The sequence below is a fragment of the Microthrixaceae bacterium genome (genome assembly GCA_023957975.1).
Lineage (GTDB): Bacteria > Actinomycetota > Acidimicrobiia > Acidimicrobiales > Microtrichaceae > JAMLGM01.
In genome coordinates this window covers 78,498-99,652 of sequence record JAMLGM010000004.1, presented here as the reverse complement: position 1 = coordinate 99,652, position 21,155 = coordinate 78,498, and the positions used below count along the sequence as shown (strand labels likewise).

The 21,155-nt window shown below is 66.9% G+C and carries 19 protein-coding genes and 1 pseudogene; 5 read left to right on the top strand and 15 right to left on the bottom strand.

What is annotated here, in order from left to right:
- Entirely contained in the window at positions 1 to 321 is a 321-nt protein-coding gene (locus tag M9952_07370) for a hypothetical protein (protein ID MCO5312741.1), read from the top strand.
- 83 nt (positions 322 to 404) lie between these two features.
- On the opposite strand, the pseudogene M9952_07365 reads toward M9952_07370, so the two are convergent.
- Positions 405 to 593 (bottom strand): annotated as a pseudogene (locus tag M9952_07365) (DUF6431 domain-containing protein).
- Positions 594 to 1,071: 478 nt separating this feature from the next.
- On the bottom strand, positions 1,072 to 1,659 hold the full coding sequence (locus tag M9952_07360; protein ID MCO5312740.1) for an NYN domain-containing protein: 588 nt from the start codon (positions 1,657 to 1,659) through the stop codon (positions 1,072 to 1,074).
- 341 nt (positions 1,660 to 2,000) lie between these two features.
- On the opposite strand from M9952_07360, the gene M9952_07355 reads away from it, so the two are divergent.
- Positions 2,001 to 2,879: a beta-lactamase family protein gene (locus M9952_07355; GenBank protein MCO5312739.1), complete on the top strand. Its 879-nt coding sequence runs from the start codon at positions 2,001 to 2,003 to the stop codon at positions 2,877 to 2,879.
- Here the strand turns inward: M9952_07355 and lgt are convergent.
- The 3 genes from lgt to M9952_07340 form a co-directional block, all read right to left on the bottom strand.
- On the bottom strand, positions 2,775 to 3,788 hold the full coding sequence (lgt, locus tag M9952_07350) for a prolipoprotein diacylglyceryl transferase (protein ID MCO5312738.1): 1,014 nt from the start codon (positions 3,786 to 3,788) through the stop codon (positions 2,775 to 2,777). The genes M9952_07355 and lgt overlap by 105 nt on opposite strands.
- A 44-nt stretch (positions 3,789 to 3,832) precedes the next feature.
- The gene (locus tag M9952_07345; protein MCO5312737.1) at positions 3,833 to 4,552 is read right to left on the bottom strand and encodes a hypothetical protein; all 720 of its coding nucleotides are present in this window, start codon (positions 4,550 to 4,552) and stop codon (positions 3,833 to 3,835) included.
- 119 nt (positions 4,553 to 4,671) lie between these two features.
- Entirely contained in the window at positions 4,672 to 5,148 is a 477-nt protein-coding gene (locus tag M9952_07340) for a CarD family transcriptional regulator (protein MCO5312736.1), read from the bottom strand.
- Positions 5,149 to 5,486: 338 nt separating this feature from the next.
- Between M9952_07340 and M9952_07335 the strand changes: the two genes are divergently transcribed.
- Positions 5,487 to 6,293 (top strand): hypothetical protein, encoded by an 807-nt coding sequence (locus M9952_07335; protein ID MCO5312735.1) that lies wholly within the window; start codon positions 5,487 to 5,489, stop codon positions 6,291 to 6,293.
- Positions 6,294 to 6,392: 99 nt separating this feature from the next.
- Here M9952_07335 and M9952_07330 read toward each other — a convergent pair whose 3' ends face one another.
- Positions 6,393 to 9,401 carry a vitamin B12-dependent ribonucleotide reductase gene (locus tag M9952_07330; GenBank protein ID MCO5312734.1) on the bottom strand — a complete coding sequence of 1,003 codons (3,009 nt, stop codon included), beginning with the start codon at positions 9,399 to 9,401 and terminating at the stop codon, positions 6,393 to 6,395.
- A 284-nt stretch (positions 9,402 to 9,685) separates the two neighbouring features.
- Between M9952_07330 and M9952_07325 the strand changes: the two genes are divergently transcribed.
- On the top strand, positions 9,686 to 10,465 hold the full coding sequence (locus M9952_07325) for a dihydrofolate reductase family protein (protein ID MCO5312733.1): 780 nt from the start codon (positions 9,686 to 9,688) through the stop codon (positions 10,463 to 10,465).
- Positions 10,466 to 10,492: 27 nt separating this feature from the next.
- Here the strand turns inward: M9952_07325 and M9952_07320 are convergent, their stop codons facing one another.
- Positions 10,493 to 10,948, bottom strand: a complete 456-nt coding sequence (locus M9952_07320; protein ID MCO5312732.1) for a LysM peptidoglycan-binding domain-containing protein — start codon at positions 10,946 to 10,948, stop codon at positions 10,493 to 10,495.
- Positions 10,949 to 11,204: 256 nt separating this feature from the next.
- Between M9952_07320 and lexA the strand changes: the two genes are divergently transcribed.
- Positions 11,205 to 11,855, top strand: coding sequence for a transcriptional repressor LexA (lexA, locus tag M9952_07315; GenBank protein ID MCO5312731.1), 651 nt, complete (start codon positions 11,205 to 11,207; stop codon positions 11,853 to 11,855).
- Positions 11,856 to 12,081: 226 nt separating this feature from the next.
- Here lexA and M9952_07310 read toward each other — a convergent pair whose 3' ends face one another.
- The 8 genes from M9952_07310 to M9952_07275 all read right to left on the bottom strand — a co-directional run bounded on the left by M9952_07310 (position 12,082) and on the right by M9952_07275 (position 21,153).
- Positions 12,082 to 13,224: a tetrahydrodipicolinate N-succinyltransferase N-terminal domain-containing protein gene (locus tag M9952_07310; GenBank protein ID MCO5312730.1), complete on the bottom strand. Its 1,143-nt coding sequence runs from the start codon at positions 13,222 to 13,224 to the stop codon at positions 12,082 to 12,084.
- Positions 13,225 to 13,357: 133 nt separating this feature from the next.
- Positions 13,358 to 14,575, bottom strand: a complete 1,218-nt coding sequence (locus M9952_07305) for a hypothetical protein (protein ID MCO5312729.1) — start codon at positions 14,573 to 14,575, stop codon at positions 13,358 to 13,360.
- Between the two features lie 186 nt (positions 14,576 to 14,761).
- On the bottom strand, positions 14,762 to 15,904 hold the full coding sequence (gene dapE / locus M9952_07300) for a succinyl-diaminopimelate desuccinylase (protein MCO5312728.1): 1,143 nt from the start codon (positions 15,902 to 15,904) through the stop codon (positions 14,762 to 14,764).
- On the bottom strand, positions 15,901 to 17,046 hold the full coding sequence (locus tag M9952_07295) for an aminotransferase class I/II-fold pyridoxal phosphate-dependent enzyme (protein MCO5312727.1): 1,146 nt from the start codon (positions 17,044 to 17,046) through the stop codon (positions 15,901 to 15,903). Before M9952_07295 ends, dapE begins: the two co-directional genes overlap by 4 nt.
- Complete coding sequence (gene hflX / locus M9952_07290; protein MCO5312726.1) at positions 17,043 to 18,539, bottom strand: GTPase HflX; 1,497 nt, start codon at positions 18,537 to 18,539, stop codon at positions 17,043 to 17,045. The genes M9952_07295 and hflX overlap by 4 nt, the downstream gene beginning before the upstream one ends.
- Positions 18,529 to 19,455, bottom strand: a complete 927-nt coding sequence (gene dapF, locus M9952_07285) for a diaminopimelate epimerase (GenBank protein ID MCO5312725.1) — start codon at positions 19,453 to 19,455, stop codon at positions 18,529 to 18,531. The genes hflX and dapF overlap by 11 nt, the downstream gene beginning before the upstream one ends.
- Entirely contained in the window at positions 19,452 to 20,429 is a 978-nt protein-coding gene (gene miaA, locus M9952_07280; protein MCO5312724.1) for a tRNA (adenosine(37)-N6)-dimethylallyltransferase MiaA, read from the bottom strand. The genes dapF and miaA overlap by 4 nt, the downstream gene beginning before the upstream one ends.
- Positions 20,422 to 21,153 carry a phosphotransferase gene (locus tag M9952_07275; protein MCO5312723.1) on the bottom strand — a complete coding sequence of 244 codons (732 nt, stop codon included), beginning with the start codon at positions 21,151 to 21,153 and terminating at the stop codon, positions 20,422 to 20,424. The genes miaA and M9952_07275 overlap by 8 nt, the downstream gene beginning before the upstream one ends.
- Positions 21,154 to 21,155: the final 2 nt, after the last annotated feature.

Sequence of the window (21,155 nt, the reverse complement as noted above, 5' to 3'; positions counted from 1 at the left end):
GTGACAATGCCCGCTCAGCTCGGTGTCAACCAGAGGCAACTCGTGTTGGACAACAAACCCCCACCCGACAACCGGGCCGCCCGACTCCACGCGGAACCCGGACCGAACCTGATGACCGCTGCCCGCGTCGCCATCCCGACGGCCTCAACCGCGTCGCCCGCCTCGCTACCCGTCGACACCGGCGGGTCTGACCCCGGCACTAACGCCAACGCCCAGGTCGTGAAAAACGCTGCGATCACCGTCGCCCGTAACCGGAACCGGCGCAACCAGCCCCGCACCGTCGCCACCGGCACCCCCAACCGCCCGGCGATCGGCCGGTGACCCTCCCCGGCCGCGTGCGCGACCAACGCCGAGCCGATCACCGCGACCTCGTCACGACGCCGTAACAACAAATCGTCACCCAACAACACGTGGGTGCGTCCACAGCCCCGACAACGCGCCCGTCGAGGCCGAACCTGCCTCGACGCGCCACCCGCCCCTCGCACCGTGCGCACCCGTGCCCAACCCCACCGGGCCAAACCCTCACCACAGGCCGGACAAGCCAACCCGCACACCAACTCGATCTCAACCCGCCCAGGATCACCACTTACCATAAGCACCGATGCCTCCGGCATCACTCAGGAAGGGCCCCCTCGAGCAACTGCCAAGAAGAGCGAGGGGGTCCTTGCGCGTACAAGCCATCCCCACGCTGTCGCATCCACCCCGAAACCATCAACACCAGCCACCCCAACCGCGTCCTCACCAACGATGACGCAACCCAACCCCCGCGTCCTCACCCAACGCGACGCTCAACACCCCCGATAACCACGACGCCGGGCAAACCAACGAACAGCGCACACATGCGCGTAGGGTCCATTTTCGCGACGGCTCTCGATTCTGTTGGCGTTAAGAACGGTCGGGTCGCAGAGCCCTCACACCCAACCCGGGATCATCAACTCCCCCACGCAGATCCGAAGTGCCGGCTTGAGGCACCCCACCAACCGTGCGCTCGGTCAACCCACACGAGACGTCCACCGCCAAACGCCCGGATGCGATCACACCCTTCGGCCGAGTGCTGACGACGGCCCCCGCTCACGACGCCACCGCCCATTCCACGTGAGAACCGAGTGGAATGTACTCCGATGACTCGCTCCGGAGCTCGATTGAGGTCGATTCCGGGCGGGCAACGACCACCGTCGCGACTCCCACCGTCCTGAGGTCGATCGCGAGCGGGGTGAAACAACCATCACCGGACGCAATGACTGCGCGATCGTACGAACGAGCCACCTGGTGCGTGTCACGAACCGAGTCCAGCAGCGCCAGGTCCGCCCCGTCCCTGCCATGACGCGGCCGAATCTGTGCCGACGGCCAGAGGTCGTGCATCGCAAACAAGCCCGTCACCAGTGCCGGGTTCGCCGAGACCACGACGTGGTCGGTCCGCTGGAGATCGACCGCCGCAGCCACGCGGCCGAACACGTCGGCGAAGTCATAGGTGTTCGCATCTCTCGCCGATTCAACGATGTTCTCGATATCGATCAGAACAATCTGCCGTTTCTTCGACGTTCCCAGCTGCGTTGCCGTTGTGCACTTCATCTTGTTCCCCCTGGTGTGATTACCATTCGACGTACGGAAAATCCGTCCGTTGAAACTTGCGATTCCAACTTTTCTGTCAGCGTTCACTGCATTTTCGGTGATGAAAAATCACGAATGGCCGAGCAAAAGCTCTGCCATTCAAAGAATTCTCTCCACGAAATCTCTCGCTGAATCCTTCGAAACGACGAATTTTCAATCGTTCGAAAAAGTTATTCCGGAGTTTTATCCAGAGTCTTTTTTCCGCTTCTTTTTGATTTGCGGAAAATTTCTGTAACCGGATCTACTCAGGATCGCGCACCTTTGCCCGCCGACCCCCTGGCGAGCCGGGGTGTTGTACATGGGGGGCGCGAAACTGCGCCCCCCATGTACAACACCCCTTCAACGCTCCGAAGTACCGACGGGCGCCGCCGACGTGTCAGCATCGTGTCATGACCGATGCGTCCCCCACCGGCTCCGACCCCGCCACCAACTCCGGCTCCCCCGCCGATCGCTCGTGGCACGAGATCGCCGCGCAATGGCCGGCCGACAACGTCGCCATCGCCGTCGTCAACTCCGGGGGAATCGTCGAATCGTTCGGCGACCTCGATCGTCGATTCCGTCTCGCCTCGGTGACCAAACCCCTCGTCGCCACCGCCATCTGGCTCGCCGTCGAGGAAGGCGCCCTCACCCTCGACACGCCGGCCGGTCCCCCCGGCTCCACGGTGCGACACCTCCTGTGTCATGCCTCCGGGGTCGGCCCCGACGACGACACCATCCTCGCCGCACCCGGCACCCGCCGCATCTACTCCAATCACGGTTTCGCACTACTGGCGCAGGCGCTCGAAGCCCACGCTGGCATGACCGTCGAGCACTACCTGCACGACGGCGTCCTCGAACCGCTCGCCATGTCGGCCACCTCCCTCGACGGCCCGCCCGGATCCGGGGCCGTCGGCTCGGCCCGCGACCTCGCCACCTGGGTGATGTCGATGTTGAACCCCGGCACGCTGCTCGATTCCTCGACGATCGCCGAGGCCACCACCGTTCAGTTCGCCGACATCGACGGGGTACTGCCCGGCTACGGCACCCAACGACCCAACCCGTGGGGGCTCGGCGTCGAGATCCGCGGCCACAAATCGCCGCACTGGACCGGCTCCCTCAACTCACCCGAGACCTATGGCCACTTCGGCCAGACCGGCACCTTCGTGTGGATCGACCCCGTTCGATCACTCGGGCTTGTCGGCCTCGGGGACCTCGACTTCGGAAACTGGGCCCTGCCTCTGTGGCCCGTCCTCAGCGACGCCGTTATTCGCACCTTCGGCGGGACCTGACCCGACACCGGCTTCGCCTTCGACGCCGGCCTCGCCAGCGGCACCGGCCGCACCGTCGCCCTCAGCGGCACCAGCCACACCCTCAGCCTCGGGCGCCACCTCGGGCTCGGGATCCCAGCCGCGTTCGGCCTCCGGGCGCAACGCCCCACCGAACAGCAACCACCCGAAGCCGATCAGCACCATCGCCCCGGAGGTCCAGGTATTCACCCGCAATCCGAGAATCTCGGTCGCCTGGTCGGACCGCAACAACTCGACCCAGAACCGACCCACGCCATAGCCGATCAGATACAGCGGCAACAGCTTGCCGGGCCGCAAAACCTTGCGACGACCGACCAGGATCAGCGCCGCGCACAACCCGAGGTTCCACAACGCCTCGTACGCGAACGTCGGGTGGAACGTCTCGAACTGCACGTACTGCGCAGGCCGGTGGATCGGGTCGATCTCGATCGCCCACGGCACGTCGGTCGGACGCCCGAACAGCTCCTGGTTGAAGTAATTGCCGAGCCGGCCGATCGCCTGCGCCAGCGGCAGACCCGGGATGCACGCATCGGCCACCCGGTTCACATCGATGCCGTAGTGACGAGCCGCCCAGACACCGGCGATCACCCCGAACAAGATGCCGCCGGGAATCCCCAACCCGCCGTTCCAGATGGCGAAAATCTGGCCGAGGTTGTCGCGGTACTTATCGAAATCGGTGATGACGTGGTACACGCGGGTGCCGATCAGCCCCGCGGGCACCGCCCACACCGCAATGTCGGCGATCTCGTCGGGGTCATGGCCCGCCGCACGCCACCGCGCCCGAGCCAGCATCACCGCTGCGAGCACACCGAGGGCGATCATGACCCCGTAGTAGTGAAGCCCGATCACCGGCATCGTGTTCGAACTCGGACTGGGAATCGACGACAGCAACGGTGGTCTCCTCGGTGAGATGCCGAGCCAGCTTAGGCCCGCGCTCAGTTCGATGTGTCGAGGGGGCCGCCGGGCACGATGCCTCGCAAATCGGGGCCGGTTCCGGGCGACGCCGCGGTGGTTGAGGTCACCTCCTCGGACCGCTCGACCCTCGGAGCATCGGCGGGTGCCGGCGGCGGAAGACTCAGACGTTGGTCCGACAGTGTGCTGGTCGCCAGACATTGGGTAGCGAGCTCGCTCATCCCCTGCCCGAAACGCTGACCGTTCGCCAACGGATCCGGTGCTGCACCGTCGACCAACGATCCTGCGATGTCGCGGTCGATTCCGAGTCTGCGCATCCCCGAACCGACACAGGCCGCCTCGGCCACCGACATCTTCTCGTACGACGACAACAACGACGTGTACCCGGTTTCGAAATCGATACAACCGATCAACACGTTGATCGCGGCCGTGCGGTCCTGCGAAGTGAACTCCAAAACCAGCGTCGCGTCGTTGGGGTCGAAGCCCCGGTCGAGCAACCCGTTCGCGGTGAATTGGCGCACCAGGCGCTCGGCTCCGCACTTCGCCTGATCCTCCGGCGGCGCCCAATGGCTCAGGTCGGAGCCGTCGTTACTCAGTAGATCGCTCAGCGACGCCACGATTCCCTCGACGTCGCGGGAGTAACGCACGGCGGTGGTCGCCGGGCCCTCCGCACCGGAGGGGTCCGGGCGCGAAGCCGTGCACCCACTCATCATCGAACCGGCCGCCAACACCCCCGCCAACACCCATCCACGACCGCGCCGACGGCGTTCATCGACGCGGCGGCCGGGGCGCGATCCGTGATCGGGACGGGAGCCGCGATCGGGACGCGGACCGGAGCCGACGCGGGGACGGCGGCTCAGGTTCAAGACAGCGTGGCCTGAACCCGGTCGAGTGCCTCTTGTTCGGTGACGTCGAGTGCGAAGCTCAACTCCGACACCAGCACTCCACGAGCCTTCACGAACATCGACTTCTCGCCGGCCGACAGCCCCTTGCTCTGGTCGCGAAGCGCAAGGTTCCGCACCACCTCGGCGACCTGATAGACGTCGCCCGACTTCAGCTTCTCCTGGTGGTTCTTGAAGCGGCGGCTCCAGTTGGCCGGCTCGCGGATGTCCTTTTTACCCAGCAGTTCGAACAGATCCTGGACCTCTTCGTTGCCGATGGGCGGACGCATGCCGACTTCGTCCGCCTTGTCGACCGGCACCATCAGCGTCAGATCGCCATGAGCCATCTTCAACACCAGGTAATCGGTGGTCTCTCCCTGGAACTCTCGCGACTCACGGTCGACGATGATTGCAGCGCCGTGGTGGGGATAAACAACGCGATCTCCGACATCAAACACGACTTACTCCTCGAAGCTCTCGGGGCCACATCGGACCCAGCCGGGCCGAGGGTGCCACACATCGGACCACCCAGCCAATCGGACGCACCACCGGGTACGACCCCTCTATTGTGCCGCATTTTTCGAGCGGAATCCGCCCAGACGGTGTATCGGTCGTCACGGCTTGCCCGCGTGCCGTTGGTTCCCGGGTCCTCCCAGCCTCGCCCGCGACACGCCCGCGACCCCACCGCGACCTCAAAGAACCGGCGACGGACCTTTGACAGATCGGATCCGAGGCGGTAACTGAATACCTGGAGCCGGTGCGAGTGGACACAGCGCTTCGCCGATTCGAGAGGCTCATGGACCATCACCAACGACCCCTGCGACAGCGACTCCGTTCCGCCACCCCCGACGACACCGCCGGGATCGTGGCACTGTTGTCGCGGCACTCGCCCGCCGCCCGCGGCCGGGCCGAAACGGTGGTCGGCCGGATTCTGCGAGGCCCCAACGTCGCGCTCGTCGTCGATGACCCCTTTGTCGAAGGTCTCTCGGCCGCACTGTGTTTGCGCCCGGTCGAATCGCCCACCGGCCACTGGGCGGCGGACGTGGTCGACGTTCGTCGCTCCGCGGACGAGGATCACCTCGTTCCACTCCTGCTGAGCGCGGCGGCCGACCGCCTGGTCCGCAACGGGGTGTCCAGCGTGGCCGTGCCCGCCAGCCCCGAACGGCCCGAACGGGCAGCTGCCCTTCGTCGGGCATCGCTCCAACTCGACTGCTGGACGATGATTCGCCGTCGCGGCATCGTGCGGATCAACGACGAGTACGAACAGGGGCTGCCACTGCCCCACCTGCACGGCCATCGTCCCCTTCGGCCCGGACGTGACCTGCGAACCGAAGACGCCGGAGCCTGGCAAACCGCCACGATGATGCCCTTCGACGCTGCGGTTCCCCTCGAGGTCGTGGCCCTGCTCGATCCGGTGATCGCCCCCGACGCTGCCGCACTGACCCGCCTCCTGGTGAAACTCGGCGACCCCGCCCGCACCGACGATGACGACTCACGCATCGCCATCGCAGTCGGCGCCGGCGAAGACCGGCTCGACAAAGCGCTCGACGCCGCCGGATTCCGCCGCTCCGTCGAGTGGTGGCGTCTCGATCTCGTCGGCTAGGTGGCAGCCAGGCGCTTGGCGTCTTTCGTTGCGACACCCGTTCTGTAGGTAAATGCGGTGGCTATAGCAACCGCGATTACCTACAGAACGAGTGGGCGTTCAGCTGCAGCCGCTGGTCTGCCCGCACTCCTGACAGACGTAGCACGACCCTGCACGTTGCATCTTCACACCACACTGCATGCACAACGGCGCATCGGCGCTGGCGACCGGCGTCTCGTCGACCGACCGCAGGTCGACCGACAACCCGAGCTGCGACGAGGGCGGATCGGCCGGCAACTCGTGGCCCTGGTTCGTCTCGGTGACCGCCTCTTCCACTCCGGGAAGCGTGGGTTGGGTGCGCTCGGACACGCTGAACAGCCCAATCGACGCCCGCTCCTCATAGGGCAGGTAATCGAGGGCGATACGCCGGAACAGGTAGTCCATTAGCGACGAAGCCAGGCGAAGGTCGGGATCGTCGGTCATGCCCGCCGGCTCGAAACGCATCCCGACGAACGCGTTGACATAGGCCGACAGCGGCACCCCGTATTGCAGGCCGTGGCTCACCGCGATCGCGAAGGCGTCCATGATGCCCGCAAGGGTTGACCCCTGCTTCGAGACCCTCACGAACAGCTCGCCCGGGCGGCCGTCGGCGTACTCGCCGATGGTGGCGAACCCCTTGCAGTCGGCCACGCGGAACTCGAAGGTCTTCGAGGTGCGGGCCCGTGGCAGACGCTCACGCACCGGTTCGTGTTTGACCACGGTGATCGTCTCGACGGCCTGGGTTGCGGCCTCGACCGCGCCCACCGGCTTCGCCTTGCCGGTCGACAGCGGCTGGCCGACCTTGCAGTTGTCGCGATACACCGCCACCGCTTTGAGGCCGAGCTTCCAGCCATCGATGTAGATCTGTTCGATCTCCTCCACCGTGGTCGACTCGGGGGTGTTCACCGTCTTGGAGATTGCGCCGGACAGGAACGGCTGCGTCGCGGCCATCATCGCCAGGTGCCCCGAGTAGTGCACGACGTTGTCGCCCATCGAACAGGCGAACACCGCGACATGTTCGGCCTTGAGGTGCGGCGCACCCAACACCGAGTGATGCTCCGCGATGTAGGCGACGATCTCGTCGGCCTCGTCTTCGGTGTAGCCGAGGTTCGTGAGCGCACGCGGGATCGTCTGGTTGACGATCTTCATCGTTCCGCCGCCGACGAGCTTCTTGGTCTTGACGAGGCCGAGGTCGGGTTCGATGCCGGTGGTGTCGGCATCCATCATGAACGAGATCGTGCCGGTCGGGGCCAACACGGTCGCCTGGCTGTTGCGCACCCCGACCTCGTTGCCGAGCTCGCATGCGACCGCCCACGAACGCTGCGCGGCTTCGACCAACTCGGCCGGAAGGACGTCGGAGTCGAGGTGCTCGGCCGCCTCACGGTGCATTCCGAGCACCCGAAGCATGGGCTCGCGGTTCTCGTGGAATCCGGCGAATGGCCCCATGCGGGCGGCGAGCTTGCCCGAGGTCGCATAGGCGTGGCCCGACATCAGCGCCGTGACCGCAGCGGCCCAGGCGCGCCCCCCGTCGGAGTCGTAGGGCAACCCGAGGGCCATCAGCAGCGCGCCGAGATTCGTGTAACCCATGCCGAGCTGGCGGAAACGGCGGGTGTTGCGACCGATGGCCTCGGTTGGGTAGTCGGCGTTGCCCACCAGGATTTCCTGGGCGATGAACACGATCTCGATGGCCGCCTCGTAGCGTTCGACGTCGAAGACCCCGTCGGGGCCGAGGAACGACAGCAGGTTCAGACTCGCCAGGTTGCACGCCGAGTTATCGATGTGCATGTACTCCGAACAGGGATTGGAGGCGTTGATCCGCCCCGTCACCGACGCGGTGTGCCAACGGTTGATGGTCGAGTCGTATTGAATGCCGGGGTCGGCGCAGTCCCATGCGGCCAATGCGATGGCACGCATCAGTTCGCGTGCGCTCACGGTACGGTTGGCCGACTCGGTGCGACGCCCGGTCAGGGTCCACTGTTCGTCGGCCTCCACCGCTGCCATGAACTCGTCGCTCACCCGCACCGAGTTGTTCGCGTTCTGGTATTGGATGCTGTAGGAGTCGGCACCGTCGAGGTCCATGTCGAAGCCGGCGTCGCGCAGCACGCGAGCTTTTTCCTCCTCACGCGACTTACACGTGACGAACTCCATGATGTCGGGGTGATCGACGTCAAGGATCACCATCTTGGCCGCCCGCCGCGACTTACCCCCGGACTTGATGGTTCCGGCCGAGGCGTCGGCCCCGCGCATGAAGCTCACCGGACCGGACGGACTGCCTCCTCCGCCCAACAGCTCATTCGAGGCCCGGATGTGCGACAGGTTCACCCCGGCACCCGAACCGCCCTTGAAGATGATGCCCTCTTCCCGATACCAGTTGAGGATGGAATCCATCGAGTCGTCGACCGACAAGATGAAGCACGCGGACGCCTGATTTGGCACGTTCGGAACACCGATGTTGAACCAGACGGGACTGTTGAACGACGCCTTCTGGGTGACGAGCACGTGGGTCAGTTCGTCTCGGAAGATCTCCCGTTCGGCATCGGAACCGAAGTACCCGTCGCGGTCTCCCCAGCCCGTGATCGTGTCGGCTACGCGGTCGATGACCTGGCGAAGGCTCCACTCGCGCTCGGGGGTTCCGGGGGTGCCGCGGAAGTACTTCTGGGCGACGATGTTGGAGGCATTGACCGACCACGACAGCGGAAACTCCACGCCGTTCTGTTCGAAGGCCACCGAACCGTCGCGGTAGTCGAGGATTCGAGCGTCGCGCAGGCCCCACTCGAGGGTGTCGTAGGGGTCGACTCCTTCGGTGGTGAAGACGCGGCGAAGGCCAAGCCCAACGTGTTGTTCGGTCAGCGACATGGTCGGACTCCTTGAATGCGCCCACGTTGCGCACTGATACGAAAGCGGCTCGTCGACGGCGTGGAGGGATTCGGCGACAAGGTTCTGGTCGAAGACATGGGAACGCGGCGTGTGCACCCGGGCAGAGAGGGTGACCAAGGCTCGCCCTTCGGCGTGACCCATCGGTCGAAGTTCTCCAGCACCCGCCTTGATCGCCACCGGCAACAAGACGAAGCCACCAATCCAGGTGCGCACACCACGGTCCGTGCCCAGACCCTAGGAAGGCGGTCCTGTGAGGCAAAAGTGGGACAACGTGTGAATAACTGTGGAAATGGGCGGAACAAACGACATCGCTTGGGGATAGACAGCTCGCTCGACGCACCCTGTGCCTGGGCCCGCGGGCCGACGCCGCCACCCTGACCTACAGTCGAGCCAAGAATCTGGCCCCGCACCGGGGCCACCGATGCACCAGTTTGTTCGTGTCCGTCCCCACCCGCTGTGGATGGAGTTCGGGGACAACTTCTCGGAGAAAAATTCTCATGCACCTGCTGACCCGTCACGGTTCGCCCACACTCACCAGCGACCTCACCGACGACGCGGTGATCGAGTTGGTGATGGCCGAGGCCCGGATCCGCGCCGACGGCCGGCCATGGGTCATGTGCAACATGGTCACCTCCCTCGACGGGGCGGCGGCGGTTCAGGGGCTGTCGGGATCGCTCGGAGGCGCCGGCGACAAGGTGATCTTCGCGGCGCTTCGGGCCAGAAGCGACGTCATCGTCGCCGGTTCGGCCACCGTGTTGGCCGAACGCTACCGACTGCCGCGCGCTCCGCACGGAGTCGCAGGCGACTGGCGTGGAGCTCACGGCAAGGCCCCGCGCCCACGGCTGTGCATCGTCACCTCTCGCGGCGGTGTGCCCGACGCTGACCGCCTGATCGGCGAGCTGCCATCCCCCACGACCGACAACCCGCAGTTTCGTCCGATCATCGCCACCACCGATGCCGCCCCCGACCTCGCTGACGAACGCTTCGATGTGATCCGGTGCGGAGCCGACTCGGTGGACCCGACGATGCTGGTAGATCGACTTGCCGCGCTGGGATGCTCCACCATCTTGTGCGAGGGCGGGCCGAACCTCCTGGGGCAATTCGCCGCCGCCGACCTGATCGACGAGTGGGATTTCACCATCGCTGCCACCATCGTGTCGGGCGACGCCATACGCACGGTGACCGGCCCCGGCGAGTCGCCCACCGCGTTGAGCTTGGATCGTGGCTTCATCCATCACGATGGCACCCTCCTGTTGCGGTATCTGCGCAGCGGGTGACGTCTGCCGGACGGCGACGACGCCCCCTCAGCGTACCGACCCGAGGATGGCCGGCACGGTCAATCGTTGGCCCGCGACGACATCGGTGCTGCCCCCGTTTGCCTCGGCGAGCACCGAGACCGCCTCGCGACGATCGCCCGTGTAGCCGAGTTCGGTGACGATGCTCCACATCGTGTCGCCTGAACGCACGACGTACGACGACGGCGAAGCCGACTCGTCGAGCGTGGCCTCGGCGTTGCCGCCGTTGAGCGCCGCAGCGACGAACAACACCGCCACCAGCGCAAGGACCGCAAGGGTGAGGCGCCGACGCAGGTAGGTGCGACGCAATGCCTCGTCGTTTCGAACGAGCCGGCGTTGGGCCGCATCGTCGGGTGTGAACCGCAACGTCGGGCCCGAGGCGAGCCGGGCCGAGGTGGCGACCACCGGCGACATGACGGCGGAGGCGGAGCGTGCGGAGGAGTTGGTGGTGAAAGAAGCAGCCATGGGAAACAGTCTCCAGTCGACCCCTGACAACGAAGCGCCGACGCCTGGCGTCGACACCGTCTGCGAGAGGCACATCGGTGCGGATACTTCGAAGCCACGAACACTCGTACGTGCTTCGAACGATTGTTCGCAGATTGGCACGAACGATCGTTCGATGTCAAGAACAACTGTTCGTTTTTGAAATATCGAACGCGCGTTTGTGGAAACGTGTTATGCTCGGAACGCCTGTTCGAACCACCGCCCACAGGAGGCCCCAATGGCTACGGCGACCAACCCCCCACCCAGCGATGAGATGCCACCGCTCACCAAGCGGCAGCATTCCATTCTCGAGTACATCGAACGCACCGTTCGCGAGCGTGGCTATCCACCGTCGGTTCGCGAGATCTGCGCGGCGGAGAATCTCAGCTCGCCCTCGACGGTGCACTCCCACCTGTCCTCCCTCGAGCGGCTCGGCTACCTGCGACGCGACGCGACCAAGCCTCGTGCAATTCAGGTCACCGTCGATACGTCCGGCATTGCCGCAGGCATCGTGTCGGTGCCGCTCGTCGGCGATGTCGCTGCAGGCTACGGCGTGATCGCCGAGGAGAACATCGAAGACACCCTCGTTCTGCCGGCGCAGTTCACCGGCTCCGGAGACCTGTTCATGCTGCGGGTCCGCGGCGAATCGATGATCGAAGCCGGCATCTTCGACGGCGACTTCGTCGTGGTGCGCCAGCAGGCCACCGCGGAAAGCGGCGACACGGTGGTCGCCGGGGTCGACGACGAACTGGGCACGGTCAAGAACATCCGATTCGAGGGGTCCGAGGTCGTGTTGTCGCCCGCCAACTCGACCATGGAACCCCGCCGTTTCCCCGCCGATTCGGTGGAGATCTACGGCAAGGTCGTGACCGTCCTGCGCAAGCTGTAACGACGGCTCTCCCCGTCGTCGCGACCGCTCCCGGCCCCGCAAGCGCCGCGGTGCGAGCGGTCGCGGGCACCAGACGCAAGCGCGATGACCGTTCGAGGCCACACCTCGGGCGGTCATCGTCGCGCCGGGCGCTCGTCGCATCGGGAACTCAGGCGCTCGGGTGCACCGGGCGCTCAGACTCGTCGGGCGACCAGGCGAACCGACCGCCCAGAGGCGAACCATGTGCTCAGGCGTTGCTGTGCAGGTCGGTGTTCAACCCGCCCCATTCGGCGGTTTGGGGCAGCATCACGACGGCTCCGCGCCGGCTGTCGCGGCGGAACAACATGTCGCTGCGACCGCTCAGCGCCGCCGCCTTCACCGTCGATCCATCGGGCAGTTCCACCACGGTCCCGGCGGTGACGTAGAGGCCGGCCTCGACCACGCAGTTGTCACCCAGACTGATGCCGATTCCGGCATTGGCGCCAAGCAGGCTGCCCGAACCGATCGATACCACTTCTTTCCCGCCTCCCGACAGGGTGCCCATGATCGACGCGCCTCCACCGATATCGGTATTCGCGCCGACGAAAACCCCCGCCGAGATACGCCCCTCCACCATGGCCGGACCCTCGGTTCCGGCATTGAAGTTCACGAACCCCTCGTGCATCACGGTCGTTCCCTCGCCGAGATAGGCGCCGAGACGAACCCGAGCTCCGTGGGCGATACGCACACCGGCCGGCACGACGTAGTCGACGAGGTTCGGAAACTTGTCGATTCCCAGCACGGTCACGGGCTCGCCGGCCGCGCGCAGCCGGGCGCGGGTGGCTTCGAAGGTGTCAGGGTCGAACGGGCCGCGATCGGTCCACACGACGTTGTTCAACAAGCCGAACTGCCCTTCGAGGCTCAGGCCGTGGGGGCGCACCTTGCAGGTCGACAGCAGGTGCAGGCGCAAGAACACGTCGTGGGTGTCGACCGGCGCCGCGTCGAGGCGCTCGATGACGGTCAGCACCACCTGCTTGCGCACCGCTGCGTGAGCCGGTTGGGCCACGCTACGAAGCGTCCTGGCGGCATCGGCGTTGGGGTGGGTGCCGCCGTCGGAGATGATCGGCTCGAGCGCACCGAGGATCTCATCGATCGCCTCGCCGTTCACCTCATGGGTTCCGGCACCGGCGTCTGCACCCAGAACGTCGAGGGCCAACGCGATGAACCCGGCGTTCTCCCCGCAGTTCGGCGCCGGGAAATAGGTGTCGAGCACCTTCGACCCGTCACCGGCGTTCGACATCGTGGCCACCCCGAGGCCATATGCGGCCGGAGCCCGCCAGCCCGCGGCAGCCTGCAACTCGGCGAGGTGTGCCTTGGCAGCATCGGCGGTTGAGAACGACCTGGTGGACACAGAAAACTCCTTCGACAAGGCGTCGGTGTCGGCGCGTCGAACGCGCGGCGGCACCGACACGGGCCTGATTCACGAACGGCGACAGCCTACGCCAGCACCGACCTGGGCCTCGTCGTGTCGCCCCGACCGCGGGTCAACCCCAGGGTGAAGGTGGAGGTTGCGAGCCGTCGTTCTCGGCTGGCGGTGCGGGCGGATCGAAGGGTGACGCCGGCGGCGCGGGCTGATCGAACGGCGAAGCGACCGGAGCCTCGGGCACCGGCGGTGCCTGCGGGGCGACCGGGGCGACCGGGGCGTCAGCGGCCTCAGACATTGGCGTGTCCATCGACCACGGCGAGGCCTCCGGGTCAGGAGCCGAACCGAACGCCGGGAGCGGATTCTGCGGATCCGCCGCCACGCCGACCGACGGCGCGATCGGGGGCTGAGGTGAGCCCGGATCGACCGGATAGCCGCCGCCAGCAGGGGCGCCGTACGGAGGCTGAGCGCCGAACGCCCCGGGTGCGGGCGGCGCCCCAGGCACGGACGGCGCAGGCGGTGCTCCAGGTGCTGGCGGGGCAGGCGGGTTCCCGTACGGAGATGGGGCCCCGTATCCCGGAGCACCCTGGCCTGGACCGCCGTATCCCGGAGCACCCTGGCCTGGACCGCCGTATCCCGGAGCGGCCTGGCCCGGAACTCCGTAGCCCGCAGCCCCATAACCCGGAGCACCCTGACCCGGGCCGCCGTAGCCTGCGGTCGGCATCGGCCCCGTGTAGGACGGCGCACCCGGTCCGCCGCCTCCGTACCCACTGCGCTTCTTGGCGTTGCTGCGCCGGATGGTGGTGACCACTACCAGGATCGTCCCGATCAGGAACAACAAAATGCCCAGGCCCGCGGAGAGCATCACCGCAGGGACCACGTCCATTCCCAGGATGCTCAAGTCGACATTGGAGATACCCACCTCGAAGCGCGAACTGCCCTCCGAGCGAAGGGTATAGGTCCCGTTCTCCAGTTCGCCGAATGTCGCCAACAATGAATAACTGCGACCGTTGAATTCGGTCGTGAGGTCGGCATTTCCCTGGTAGCTCACCGGAACGATCTCACCGGAGGGGTCGATCAACTCGACATCGACCACCGACGGGTCGCTCCCCGCCGGGCCGATCCCGACGATGAACCCGCCGGAGACATCGGTGAGTTCGACCGAAAACTCCGAGGGCACGTCGGAACGCAGGCTCGACGGGATATCCGACAGTTCTCCGAAGATCTTCACCGCGGCGTAGCCGGCTCCGGATATGCAGCCGACCGGGCCGAGAACGAGCAGGACCAATCCGATCCAGATGCCGGCGGTCGACGGTTTGATTTTCTGCGGTGCTACCACTCGCTGCTCCTTAGGTCTTGTGGCCGAGGCTACCGAACCGTCCCGGCACCGACGTGGATTACCCACGATCGCCAGCACGCATCGCAACGGCTCATCGCAACGGCTCAGCGATCAGCTGACGCGGACGGTGCGATCAGCGGCGCGGCGACAGCGGCGCAGCGTCGCAGCGGCCGGCGGCGACCAGGCTCACTCCGGGTTGTTCACCAAGTCGTCGAGGGCCTCCCAGGTCCGTTCCACCGAGGTTCGGGTCACGTATTCCCCCGCCGTGTGGGCCACCAGCGCAACGCCCGGCCCGAAGTTCGCTGCGGGAACGCCTCGTTCGGCAAAGCGTGCGACGTCGGTCCACCCGAGCTTGGCTCCGACCATCAAATCGTTGCGTTCGATGAGCGTAGCCAGCAGAGAATGATCGGTGGCCGGAGCGGCGGCCGAGGCAGCGTCGACCACCTCAAAGGAATCGCCCTCCTCCAGGAACGGCTCGACGACGCTTCGCACATGCGCCTCGGCCTCGGCGATGGTGCGATCCGGGGCGAAGCGGTGGCCGATCATGATCGTCACCGCGTCGGGAACGACGTTGCCCGACACACCCCCCTCGATCGACAGCGCCAACAACGCCTCGTGAAACTGACAGCCCGACAACATCGGCCGCCGCGGCTCGTAGGCGTCGAGGGCCACGAGCAACGCCCCGGCGCGATGCACAGCGTTTCGGCCCATCCAGGCCCGCGCCGGATGTGCCCGCCTGCCGGCCAACGTCACCGACACCCGCATCGTGCCCTGGCATCCCGCCTCGACCTCGCCGTCGGTGGGTTCGCCGAGCAGGGCGAGGTCGCCTTCGAGCCACTCGGGAATCGCCTCGAACAGTTCGCCGAGGCCGCTGTGCACCGCGGCGACTTCTTCGCGTGCGTAGAACACATAGGTCAGGTCCACGCCGGGATCTCGATGCAGCCGAGCCGAGGCCAACATCACCGCGAGGCCGCCCTTCATGTCGGCGGAACCGACCCCGTGCAGCACGTCATCGCCGGTATCCGGGTCGACGGCGATGTGGCCGGGAAAGTTGTTGTTCGCCGGCACCGTGTCGGTGTGGCCGGCGAGCACCAACCGCTGGGACCGCCCGAAATTCGTGCGGGCCACGACGTTGTCGCCGACCCGGATGACGTCGAGGTGATCGAGCAGCCGCAACTCGGCCTCGATCAGATCGGCGAGATGCGCCTCGTCGAAACTCTCCGACGCGACCGCCACCATCGCCGCGGTCAATCCGAACACGTCGCGAACCTCGACGGCGTCGGTCGACAACGGCGAGGACGAAGACAACGGCGAGGAACCGACGCTCATCGGCCCAGCTCCGAACCGCCCAGCCCCGAACCGCCCAGCGCATCGAGTCGGGCGTCGACGAGATCGAGTCGAGCGTCCGGCTGAACCGCGGCGATGCGCACGAACCCTGCCGCCTGCTCGCCGTAGAACTCCCCCGGACTCGACACGATGCCGACCTCGACCGCCAGGCGCTGGGCCAGCGCCCAGGCGTCGCCGTTCGGGGCCGGCACCCAGAGGTAGAACGCGCCCTCCGGCATCGAAGCATCGACGCCGAGGCGGGCCAGTTGGCCGATCAGTCGCTCGAGGCGCGACCGGTAGATCTGCGCCTGAGCATCGACATGTGCGTCGTCATCCCACGCCGCGATCGCACCCGCCTGCACCGGCCCGGGCACCATCAGGCCCTGGTGTTTGCGGATCTCCGACAGGTACTCCACCAGCTCGGGGTCGCCCGCATAGAACCCGGCACGCGCCCCCGCGAAGTTCGACCGCTTCGACAGCGAATGCACCGCGACCACCCCGTCGAGGCCATGGCTCAGAATCGTGCGCCTCGGCCCGTTCCAGGTGAACTCCACATAACACTCGTCGGAAAACACCGCTACGTCGTGGGCTCGCCCCCACGCCGCGGCCGCGCCCAGATCGTCGAGCCCGCCCGCCGGATTGCCCGGCGTGTTCACCCACAGACACAGCGCTCGCGCCGCGTCCTGCGCGCTGATCGCCGACAGGTCGATTCGCCAGTGCTCATCGACCGGCACGGCCACGGCACGACACCCCGCCAGAATCGCGCCCATCTCATAGGACGGATACGAAACGGCCGGGTACAACACCGTGTCGCGGTCGGGTCGGCGAAGCTTCAACAGGTGTGGCAACCCCGCCACGAACTCCTTGGTGCCCACGCACGCAGCGAGGTGTTCGGGCCCGACCTCGGCGCCGAGTCGGCGCGCCACCCAACGAGACGCCGCCTCGCGGTAGGCCGGCGAGCCGATCGACGCCGGATAGCCACGCTCGGCGTTCGACGATGCCATCGCCTCGAGCACCACCGCCGGCGGCGCATCGCATGGAGTCCCGATCGACAGATCCACCGCTCCCCCGTCGTGGCCCCGGGCGGCATCGATGACGGGAGCGAGCCGGTCATAGGGATAGGGCGGAGGAACAAACCCGGTCATGACACTGCCTTTGTCGCTGCCCCGTTGGCGGCGGCCGCCTCGTCCACGAGGTAGGGGGCGAACCTGGCCACCTCGGAATCGGCCAGCCTGGCGCGTAAACGCATCGAGGTCTCACCCGAAGTGCTCGACAGCACCTCGCCGCTGCGATGCACCGCAGCGATCAGGTCGCCGCGGTCGTAGGGGATCTCCAGCTCGACCGGCGCAGCGAGCGCCCGCAGCCGCTCCCCGATCACCCTCAACAACTCGTCGACCCCCTCACCGGTCACCGCCGAGATGGCGACCGCACCGTCGGCGAGATCGGCGAACTGCCGCGCCTCGGGCGACACGTCGCACTTGTTGAACACCAACAATTCGGGCACGTCGTCGGCGTCGATGTCGCGCAACACCTCGTGAACCGCGTCGATCTGGGCCTGCGGGTCGACCGCAGAACTGTCGACCACGTGCACCAGAAGGTCGGCGTCGTTGGCGACCTCGAGGGTGGATTTGAACGCCTCGACGAGCTGGTGGGGCAACTTGCGAACGAATCCGACGGTGTCGGTGCACAACACCGACTCACCGCCTGGCAACTGCAGCCGTCGCGTCGTCGGATCGAGGGTCGCGAAGAGCCGGTCCTCGACGAGCACTCCCGAGTCGGTGAGCCGGTTGAGCAGGGTCGACTTGCCGGCGTTGGTGTAGCCGACGATGACGATGTTGTGGAGCTGACTGCGCCGCCGGGCCTTGCGTTGGGTCGAGCGCACGTGAGCGATCTCGCGGAGCTGCGCCTCGAGTTTGTGGACCCGACGAACCAGCCGACGACGATCGACCTCGAGCTGGGTTTCGCCGGGGCCACGGGTGCCGATACGGGTGCCGCTCGCTCCGCCGGCACCGCCCGAGGATCCCTGTTGGGACAGCGAGCGACCCTTGCCACGCAGCCGCGGCAGGCGGTACTTCAACAACGCCAACTCGACCTGGGCCTTACCCTCGAGGCTCGACGCGTTCTGGGCGAAGATGTCGAGAATGACCGCGGTGCGATCGATGGCAGTACGACCGAGCAGCCGTTCCAGGTTGTACTGCTGCGCGGGGGTGAGCTCATCGTCGAACACCACGGTGTCGCAGTCGTAATACTCGGCGAGGGCCTTGACCTCCTCGACCTTGCCCGACCCGATGTAGGTCGCCGGGTCGGGGCTGTGGCGCCGCTGCACGATGCGGCCGACCTCGTCGGCACCTGCCGTGTCGACCAGGCGTGCCAGTTCGTCGAGATTCTCCTCGGTGCGCTCGTCGTCGTAGGGCGGAAACGACACGCCGACGAGCACGATGCGCTCGCGAAAGGACCGGTCGATGAACGCGCTGGTCGTGGCGCCGAATTCGCCGAACGCGCCGCGGTGCGAGTCGTTCGGATCGGCGGGATTCGCCGGGTCGGCGGGGTACGCCTGGCCCGGACGCTCCTCGTCGAAGCCGTTCGCGTGAGCGTCTGGACCGGTCTGGTCCTCGGGGCGGGTCTGGTCAGGATGCATTCGCAACCTCGGCGTCGGTGGTCGACGCATCGTTCGCGGCATCGACGAGCGCATCGAGGTCGACCTCGACGGTGGCGACGTGCACCGCCTCGCCGGTGAGATGGATCCGCCCCTCGGCCGCCTCTCGCAGATCGATGGTCGCCTCACCGCCAGGCATACGCACCGACACCTCCGCTCCGACGAGGCCCCACTGATTCGCCAGGAACGCCGACACCGTGGCCCCCGAACCGCAGGCCTCGGTCACCCCGGCGCCGCGCTCCCAGTGCACCAGCCGAATCGTGTCGGGGCCCTCGACGCTTAGGAAGTGAACGTTCACCCCGCCCGCAACGTCGGCTTCGAGGCGCGGCCCCTCCGAGGCGATGTCGATGCCGTCCACCGACTCGACGTGCAAGACGATGTGGGGGTTGCCGACGCTCGCACTCGCGACGTGAATCGCACCCCAACCCGAAGCGCTCGGTGCCAACGGCGGCCCGGCGAGCACCGATCCCATGTCGACGCGCAGGTTGTCGACCGCGAGCCGTTCGGTCGGCGCACTCGACAGGACCCGGCGCCCCGCCGCGGTGTCGATCACCACGTCGCCCTCGCGTCGACCCGAGGCCCGAAGGTACGCCTGGGCCAGGCAGCGGATGCCGTTGCCCGAGATCTCGGCGACCGATCCATCCGCGTTGTGCAGGACCATCTCGAGATCGGCACCCGCGGCTCCGGCGGCACCCGCGGCACCCGCGGCTCCAGCGGCTCCGGTTCGGCCGTACAAGACGCCGTCCGCGCCGATGCCCCGGCGACGGTCGCACAACAACACGGCGATCGACGGGTCGGCCACACAACGGTCGAGCCGCTGAGGGTTGTCCGATTCGAGGGCGACCAGGAAGTCGTTGCCCAGTCCATGGGCCTTGGTCAGGCGAAGCACATCAGTCATGTCGCACCGAGCGTACCGGCGATCCAACGGGCCAACGAAGCGGTTTTCGCCGCATCGCCAAGGGGTGCGGAGTGCCACACGATGCGGGGATCGCGCCGGAACCACCGATGTTGACGAACCGCGAACTGGCGGGTCCGAAGCACCGTTTCAGCGACCGCGTGGTCGAGGGTCCATTCTCCGCGCACGTGGCGCAACAACTCGCGGTAGCCGAGCGCCTGACGCGCCGTCACCCCGATCGGCGGGTCCTCGGCTGCCAGTGCACCGACCTCGTCGAGAAACCCTGCGGCCATCATGGCGTCGACCCGCTTCGACAACAGGTCGAGCATCTCGGCTCTGGGCACCTCGAGGCCGATCATCAGGTCCTCGCTGGGCGGATAGGCCTCCATGCCCGGCCCGTAGGAGGAAAACGGACGGCCGCTGCCGAGGCTGACTTCGAGCGCCCGGATCATGCGCCGGGCGTTGTTGGGCTCGCAGGTCGACGCCGTGAGCGGATCGACCTCGCGAAGTCGTCGCAACAACCCGGCGGTGTGACGTGCCGCCGCCTCGGGGCCCTCCGCGACCGCCGAATCGTTGGCGGCCTCCAGCTCGGCGCGGAGCTCGGGATAGCTTGCCGGCAGCTCCATGTCGTCCACCACGACCCGGTGATACAGCCCCGTGCCGCCCACGAAGATGGGGCGTCGGCCGCGCTGGGCCAAGTCGTCCACGACTCCGCGGGCGAGGCCCTGCACCCACCCGGCCGAGGAATCCTCGCTCGGTTCGAGCACGTCGATGAGGTGATGAGGCACCCGCTGCTGATCGATCGCTGAGGGCTTGGCGGTGCCGATATCCATGCGGCGGTACACCTGCATCGAATCCACCGAGATCAACTCGGCGTCGCCCAACACGTCGGCCACCTCCATCGCCAACGCCGACTTACCCGATGCCGTGCTTCCAACAATCACCAGGCGCCGAGGGCCCGGTACCGGCTCAGCCATCGGTCGCTGAGTCGGCGGCGGCTGCGCCAGTGTTGGTGTCGGTGTCGCCGGTGGCGGTGTCGGCTGCTGTGTCGGCCGCTGTGTCGGCCGCGGCGGCGCCCCGCAGTTGGGTCACGTACACCCAGAACTCGAGGCGAATCGGGTCGATCTCGCCCACATCGAGTCGTTCGAACACCGCAAGGATCGCTCCAGGGCCGAACGCGGCGATGACGTGGCGTGCCAGCAGCGCATAGTCGACGTAGGGATCTCCCACCCGCACCGGAACCTGCCGCCACCCGACGATGCGGCCGTCGTCGATCAGCGTCGTGTCGAGGTCGAAGTCGCCGTGAATCCGCACCGGGGCGACCGCTGGCCGCGTCGAGAGATGCCCGAACATCGAGCGGGCCAACGCCAGTAGCTGTTCGGCACTTTGTGGGCAATAGGACTCGTCGAATCGCGTTGGGTCGACGAGCCCCTTGCCCACGAGCGCCTCCACCTGCGCGAGCGCGTCGGCCGCCTCCCATGTCTGCGACTCGGCGGGTGGCGGCGACCCATGCACCGCGGCGATGAAATCGACGAGCACCTCGACCACCGACTGGGGCCGCACGAGGGCAGCGGGCGAGGACAGCGCAACAGCGTGCGACCCGCCCGACTCTCCGGGAGCGCCCGACTCGCCTGGAGCCATCGCCACCACCGGGTTCGCCAAGATGTCGGTCGCCTCGTCGCCCACCGGGTCGAACGCCAAGC